This window comes from Rickettsia endosymbiont of Culicoides newsteadi (assembly GCF_002259525.1).
Classification (GTDB): Bacteria; Pseudomonadota; Alphaproteobacteria; order Rickettsiales; family Rickettsiaceae; genus Tisiphia.
In genome coordinates this window covers 1-6887 of record NZ_MWZE01000060.1, presented here as the reverse complement: position 1 = coordinate 6887, position 6887 = coordinate 1, and the positions used below count along the sequence as shown (strand labels likewise).

Below are 6887 nucleotides of genomic sequence, written 5' to 3'. Positions count from 1 at the left end.
ACCTGCTCTCTCATTAATTTTTTCTTTAATATTGTCTTACCATTTTTATCTACACCGTGAATTTGAAAAATTCTTTTGCAATATCTATACCAATTGTGGTAACTTCCATATGGGCCTCCTTATTGTTGTTTAGGATTCATTTCCTATCCTAGAAGATTAGCATATGCTTCTCATTCTGTATATAGGGTAGGTCCATACCATTATTTCAGGGGAATTGGGTAGCAGGAGCGATGGAGCGACGCCTATAAGTAATAGGCGAGAGACGAGTGACGACGTCCCCAACTTCTCATCAATTGACTATAATACACGTCAATATAACCAAATGTATGTATTACTAAATCCATAATATTCTTCTATTAATTTCTTTAAGTGCCAACAGTCCAATCTAATAATTCTAATTCTTTAATACGTTGAAATTCTGATAAGTTATTAGTAACACAAATAATTTTATGCTCTAATGCGGTGGCGGCTATTAAAACATCATATGCTCCTATAGACTTACCTTGCTGCTTTAGCAATGCTCTAATTGCAGCTGCTATTATTGCAGTACCATCATTAAATGGTAAGATACTAATAAGACTTACTAGGCTTTGCCATTTCTTATACAGCTTATTCATCTGCTGACTTTGTTTTATATTAAAACCATATTCTATCTCCAATAAAGTTACAACAGATATACTTAAGTCACTAGGACTAACCTGTTGCATTTGTTCTATAACATTAACCTGTCCTCTGAGAAAAAAGGATATTGTGCAAGTATCTAGAAGGTATTTCATTATGTTGTCCTATATTTCATTAAAACTTGTGATCTTTTGGTTCTAAAATACTTTGCCTTAATTCCTTTGTATCTGGGTATAAATCTCTTGTGTCTTTATCAAAACTAAAAATGCCTTCTGACCATTTTGTTTGTTTATGACTATTAATCCAGTCAGTTAATGCTTCATTTATTATGCTATTTCTACTTCTACCTGATAATTGTCTTTGCTGCTCTAGCTCGTTATATAAATGATCGTTGATATAAATATTAAAATTCATATTAAACCTCCTATTTATTTAGTTATTTACTATATAACATATTATAACATGTTATATCATTAAGAAAAACATAAATATTTTTCTTTGTTATTACAATGAAGTAAGAATAGGGAAATATCGACTATAAGCATAGAAATGAGGGTTCTGGAAATTCTTCTTTTGATAAACTAATTCATTGCCATCTAGATCAACAACATTTCCACCATTAGCTTTAATTAGTGCATGACCTGCTGCGATATCCCATTCCATAGTTGTCCCAAATTTGGGGTAAATATCGGCTTTCCCTTCTGCTATTAAACATAATTTAATAGAGCTTGGTATGCTAACTATTTCGGTAATTAAATGTTTTTCTAAAAATTTCTTAATCTCTGAATTGGAACAGCGTGAGCTAACAACAGCACTATAATGATTTCTAGGTAAGACGTCAAAACTTACTGCCACATCATTTTGTTCAACTCGCAAAATATTATTAACATCTGTATAATGTAATTTCTGTATGGATGGTTGATAGATAAAGCCAATAACAGGCATACCATTTTTTATCAAGGCAATATTTACTGTATATGTATCCTCACCTTTGACATAACTTTTTGTCCCATCAATCGGATCAATTAACCAAAATTGCTCTTTATTTAAAGCAACTGGCTCTCTCTCTTCACAAATTACAGGAATATTTGGTGTTAACTTTGTTAAACCATTATATATAAAATCACTAATTTCTTTATCAGCATTTGTTACAGGTGAATTATCATCTTTATAACAAACTATTAGCCCTAAATCTCTTGTCATTAGAGCAATTCTTCCAGCATCGGTAATTAAACTTTTTAACGATCTAATTAAATTAACTATCATTTGTTATTTTCTATAAATTGCTTAGCCTCATCATCTTCTAACCACTTTCCTGTTTTTAATAATATTTCTTGTTGAACTTTCACTATATTATCCTGTGGAGTACCCTTTAATTCTGTAGCAGCTAAATATTCTATACCATAATAATTGAGATCAAATGTCTTTAGAAAATTATCTATATGTTTTAATTCACTTCTTTTATTCTCAAAAATTATAATGTTATCAGGTAAAATATTTGTGATACGCATAAACTCATATAGTGCCTGAGCTTTATTTAAAGCATCAGTAAATATTATGCCTTTATAAAAAATTGGTGATTTTTTATCAGTCTCATCAAATTTTAATATTTCTTTATTATTAACTTTATCAGTAAATTTAATACCAAGTCTACGTAGTTGCTCATACTGCCATTCCTCATAATTTTCAATCCTTCTACATGCTGGGTTAATTTTAGTAAAGCCAAAAACCAAAGCCCCAGAACTCTTTAGCTTATCAATAAATTTCGACCAATTAGCTTCTACCAACATAACTTGTCTTTGTAGTAGCAACTTAGCAATTACTTCATCTATATTGGAACGATACTTTTTTAAAGCAACAAGCTCCTCGATAAACCCCCCATAAGGATTGGCATAACGAAACATATTAGACTTAGGCGTAACTATTGTATCATCAATATTGATTAGCACTAAGCTAGATCCATTAATTTTTTCAAATAAATTTTTTACCGTAACAGAATCTATAGAATAAGTGGGAATGATTATTGCATAACTCGTATATGGTAGCATAACAAGAATTAATAATAATTTTGACTTATGCAGGAGGTCTAACAATTTTAATAAAAGGTTATTTTTTATTGTCATATGGATTTATGTTTTTCTGATTCTTAATTTTAACATTGCTTCTTTTTGTAGCATTTATCTTATTAATCAACTCACTAAATAATTTTACAAAATCACGAGAGTTAAATATTGATTCTTTTGTATCAGATAATCGATAATTATAACCAATAAACATCACATTATCGTCATAATTTTTAAGTTGACTTTCCATCGAAATTAGCTCACTAGAATTTTCATCAACCATTATTAGAACTTTTGGCACGAATTTCACTTCTATTAAAAAGTTTAATATTAACCGAAATAGAGGACTATTATTGCTGCTCAATATACCTTGATAAAATGTCTGATAAGTATTATCGAAAGGCTCCATATTATTAAAAATAAGATAATTATGTTGAGGGAAACTATTAGATAAGTCAATATTGAATTTTTTTAAATAATCAGCCTTCCATATTTCTAGTTTCTTTATATTGTTAAAGTTACCAGTTAAGCTATGGTCACTAACAATTACTGGACTGCCTTTATCCATTATACCTTTTATAAATTTAGGTAAATTACTATCTAATAACTCATTTTTATACTCTGTAAACAATATTGTATCAATATAAACTACCTTTGATGCTTTAACTGATTTAAATAATTCAGATAGTTTAGATAATTCATTTTTATTCAGTTGGTTAATTGGTGGAAAGAATGATTTGAATATAACTTTGTCTCTCCCTATAACCAACAGGATATCCTCAGGAGGATAATTATTGCATAATTCTTGATATTCATTATTTATTTGCTCTAAACTATTAGTCTTAACAATTTTACCATTTGCCATTAAGGGTAATAGTAGTAGTATGGAAGCAATATATTTATTGCATAATTTGATACTTTTCAAAGCAGAAGCGTATAGTTTTAATTTAGTTTCTTTAGTTAACATGGTATTTGCTCTTATTTTTAGTCATTGCAAAAGTAGAGTTTCAAAAGAGGTCTAATATCTTGCCATTATGAATTCAATATCAATATCCACTTTCACTATGTGTTCTCGCTAATAGACATTTAGGAACTAATAATGGTATCAAGAACACGTTCGGATTAGCTATAATTCTTTAGAATCATTAAATAATGTGGTACATCCTTAAAGTAGCCTGTAGATGGAGCAAAACTATCAACTATTTTGAAACCAGCTTTTTTATAGGCACTAATTGTTTTATGGTTTGATTCACTAGGATCAATTATCCAAGTGCTAACTTGTTTTGTTGTATTTATAAATCTTGCTAAGGTCATTGAGCTTAAACCCAATCCTAGAAAATTTTCTTGTCCTATCATAAAATCTATAGTCCAAGTGATTTCCTTAGGTTTAACCCAAGGTAGTAGATGTTCCGGTGTAGAGTCGTTTGCATCTGATGTCATTATTAACGCATAGGGTTGCATATCATAAAAGCCTAGCCAATAATCAAAAATATCTTTCGTACCTTGCAAGTAATTCTGTAGATTTTCCAATAGATCGCTACTATTGTCCCAATAATGTTTAACATGTGGTTTATCAAACCAAGATTTTATTAATTTTCCATCCCGTGATTGAGCTAGGCAAAAACTTATCTTAGCATCATTTAGTTCTACATATTTACTCATATCAAACTATGTATTTATTGTTGGTGTTAATCATTTCTGACTCCATCTGAAGTATCAACGTCATTGCGAAAAGGCTTAAGCCAAGAAGCAATCCATTCCTGACCATTTTTTGGATTGCCGTGCCACCGCAAAGCGGCTCCTCGCAATAACTATTATCGATCATCTTTCTACTCATCACAAGGAAATAAATAAAAATTGTATGATATATGGATATTGCCTGCGATAACTAATTAATGAAAACTCTTAGGATCAATGTCTATTTTTAAGTGACAAAAAGAGGGGATTTTGATTAAACTTAACCATATTTGCAAGAATTTCTGTAGATTAAATTTCCTATCTACTATGATTAAGATACGATAGCGAAATTTTCCTGATAATTTAGACATTAATGCACTAGATGGTCCAAGTATTCGTGCTGAACTTTTTGGAGCAATGGCAACTAAATTCCTGGATATTTCAAACACTTTATGCTCGCTTTTTCCAGATAAAATTATCGATGCCATTTTGGTAAAAGGTGGCATATTTTCTGCTTGTCTTGTTTTAAGCTCATATTGCAAAAATTGATCTCCTCCATTTTTTATATAGCTAAATATAGCATTATCTGGATAATAACTTTGCATTAATACTACACCTTTTTTATCTTCTCTTCCTGCCCTACCTCCAACTTGATGAAGTAACTGATAGTTACGTTCACTTGATCGTAAATCTCCACTATTAACTGTTCCAAGATCGGCATCAATAACACCCACTAAGGTAAGATTGGGAAAATGATAACCTTTAGTAATCATCTGAGTACCAATTAAAATATCAATTTCCAAATTCTCCATTTTATATAGTAATTCTTGTATGTCTTTAGATTTTTGAGCATAATCTTTACTAATTACAGCAATTTTACTATCAGGAAAAATACTCCTAGTTTCTTCTTCAATTCTCTCAATTCCAGGACCACAGATAGTTAAAGAATCTTTTTCTAAACAATCTGGACAAACAATATGAATCCTACTCTGATAACCACAATGGTGACATTCAAGTTTTTTACTAGATTTATGTACCACTAACCAAGCAGAACAATAATTACAAGTAAAACGATAACCACAAAGCTTACACAACATTAACGGAGCATAACCTCTACGATTTAGAAATAATAATACTTGCTCTTTGCTTGCCAGTTTTTCACGAATTGACTCTATTAACTTTGTAGATAAATAAGAATTTTTTGGTAAATTCTCCTTCTTCATATCTATTATTTGAATTTTTGGTAAAGTTGCATCTTGGTAACGACTTGACAATTCAATTAATTGATATTTATCTGTATTTACATTATAAATTGTTTCAATAGATGGAGTAGCTGAGCATAATACTACTTTTGTTGCAGATAGGCTTCCCCGCAATATTGCTACGTCACGAGCATTATATAATATACCATCATCTTGCTTATAAGAACTATCATGCTCTTCATCAATAATAATTAATCCAAGACTAGGGTACGGTAAGAATAAACTACTTCTAGCACCAATTATGACTTTAATTTCATTGTTCAGCAAACCTCTTAAAATCATCTTTTTCTGAGCTTTAGTAACTGCCGAATTCCATATTATTGGATTAAAGCCAAATCTTTCTATAAAACGATTTATAATTTGTTGACTTAAAGCAATTTCTGGTAACATTATCAATATTTGCTTACCTTGCCTCAAATATTTAGCTAATAAATGAAAATAAACTTCTGTTTTACCTGATCCGGTTACTCCCTTAATAATTGATGGTTTATCTGATTGACTTAATAGAGAAAGTGCCTTTTGTTGATCTATTGAGAGGGGTGGTAAAGTAAAATCTTTATTTAATTCTTGATGTTTTATTTTTATAGGTTGCTCAGCAATATCAATTGGTAAAACCAACTTTGCAATTGAACCAAGCTCTACCATGTAATAATTAGCAGCCCACTTAATTAGCGATAATATCTCTTGATTAAGTTTAAATTCAAGTGGTACTTTCTGTTTAATAGATTTGATTTTGTTATATTTCTCTGAAACTTCAATATCTAACTGCCATACTATACCAGTTAATTCCTTATTTCTAAAAGGGACTATTACTAAATCCCCTATAGCTAATTCTAATTCATTTGGAATTGAATAATCCAATGGAAAAAGATTAGCCAATGGCAATAATATTTTAGCAATTTGCATTAAAATTCATTTTTATACTATTTTATCATATTAAGCTATATAGTCATTGGGGCTAGGAACAATACCTATAAGTAATAGACAAGCGACGAGTGGCAACGCATAGTACCCTACAATTTTTGTAATAAATACTCTGCAAAGGTATTGTATATGGGAGGTTGAAGTAGTATAAGAGTGTATTTTCTGACTATGCACAATATACTACTTCAGTCACTGATACTAAACTTTTCTTGGAAAAAATCAAGGCTAGAATGTCTTTCTGGAATGATTATGAGTCTAATTGAGAATTGCTCCGTTAGCGGTAAAAACATGGCACTTGGAATTAAGAGTGAAGCTAAACATAGCTCTAGAATTCAAAGAA

The 6887-nt window shown here is 30.3% G+C and carries 8 protein-coding genes and 1 pseudogene; 1 reads left to right on the top strand and 8 read right to left on the bottom strand.

Features of this window, described 5'->3' with window-relative positions:
• Positions 1–109, bottom strand: a pseudogene (locus RiCNE_RS08040) (IS110 family transposase); the annotation flags it as partial.
• Between the two features lie 105 nt (positions 110–214).
• Here RiCNE_RS08040 and RiCNE_RS08315 point away from each other — a divergent pair.
• Positions 215–346: a hypothetical protein gene (locus RiCNE_RS08315; RefSeq protein WP_157905685.1), complete on the top strand. Its 132-nt coding sequence runs from the start codon at positions 215–217 to the stop codon at positions 344–346.
• 19 nt (positions 347–365) lie between these two features.
• Here the strand turns inward: RiCNE_RS08315 and RiCNE_RS04840 are convergent, their stop codons facing one another.
• The 7 genes from RiCNE_RS04840 to RiCNE_RS04810 form a co-directional block, all read right to left on the bottom strand.
• The gene (locus RiCNE_RS04840) at positions 366–776 is read right to left on the bottom strand and encodes a PIN domain-containing protein (protein ID WP_094649476.1); all 411 of its coding nucleotides are present in this window, start codon (positions 774–776) and stop codon (positions 366–368) included.
• Between the two features lie 19 nt (positions 777–795).
• On the bottom strand, positions 796–1035 hold the full coding sequence (locus RiCNE_RS04835; RefSeq protein WP_094649475.1) for a hypothetical protein: 240 nt from the start codon (positions 1033–1035) through the stop codon (positions 796–798).
• 90 nt (positions 1036–1125) lie between these two features.
• Positions 1126–1887, bottom strand: coding sequence for a 3'(2'),5'-bisphosphate nucleotidase CysQ family protein (locus RiCNE_RS04830; protein WP_094649474.1), 762 nt, complete (start codon positions 1885–1887; stop codon positions 1126–1128).
• On the bottom strand, positions 1884–2669 hold the full coding sequence (locus RiCNE_RS04825) for a DUF2608 domain-containing protein (RefSeq protein ID WP_157905684.1): 786 nt from the start codon (positions 2667–2669) through the stop codon (positions 1884–1886). Before RiCNE_RS04825 ends, RiCNE_RS04830 begins: the two co-directional genes overlap by 4 nt.
• Positions 2670–2727: 58 nt before the next feature.
• Positions 2728–3651: a DUF2608 domain-containing protein gene (locus RiCNE_RS04820; RefSeq protein ID WP_094649472.1), complete on the bottom strand. Its 924-nt coding sequence runs from the start codon at positions 3649–3651 to the stop codon at positions 2728–2730.
• A gap of 155 nt (positions 3652–3806) precedes the next feature.
• Positions 3807–4346, bottom strand: a complete 540-nt coding sequence (locus RiCNE_RS04815) for a GNAT family N-acetyltransferase (RefSeq protein WP_094649471.1) — start codon at positions 4344–4346, stop codon at positions 3807–3809.
• A gap of 230 nt (positions 4347–4576) precedes the next feature.
• Positions 4577–6529 (bottom strand): primosomal protein N', encoded by a 1953-nt coding sequence (locus tag RiCNE_RS04810; protein WP_094649470.1) that lies wholly within the window; start codon positions 6527–6529, stop codon positions 4577–4579.
• Between the last annotated feature and the right edge of the window lie 358 nt (positions 6530–6887).

Coding starts and splice junctions, on each gene's coding strand:
- RiCNE_RS04840 (WP_094649476.1), bottom strand. CDS start 776: ATGAAATACCTTCTAGATACTTGCACAATATCCTTTTTTCTCAGAGGA.
- RiCNE_RS04825 (WP_157905684.1), bottom strand. CDS start 2,669: ATGCTACCATATACGAGTTATGCAATAATCATTCCCACTTATTCTATA.
- RiCNE_RS04810 (WP_094649470.1), bottom strand. CDS start 6,529: ATGCAAATTGCTAAAATATTATTGCCATTGGCTAATCTTTTTCCATTG.
- RiCNE_RS04815 (WP_094649471.1), bottom strand. CDS start 4,346: ATGAGTAAATATGTAGAACTAAATGATGCTAAGATAAGTTTTTGCCTA.
- RiCNE_RS04830 (WP_094649474.1), bottom strand. CDS start 1,887: ATGATAGTTAATTTAATTAGATCGTTAAAAAGTTTAATTACCGATGCT.
- RiCNE_RS04820 (WP_094649472.1), bottom strand. CDS start 3,651: ATGTTAACTAAAGAAACTAAATTAAAACTATACGCTTCTGCTTTGAAA.
- RiCNE_RS04835 (WP_094649475.1), bottom strand. CDS start 1,035: ATGAATTTTAATATTTATATCAACGATCATTTATATAACGAGCTAGAG.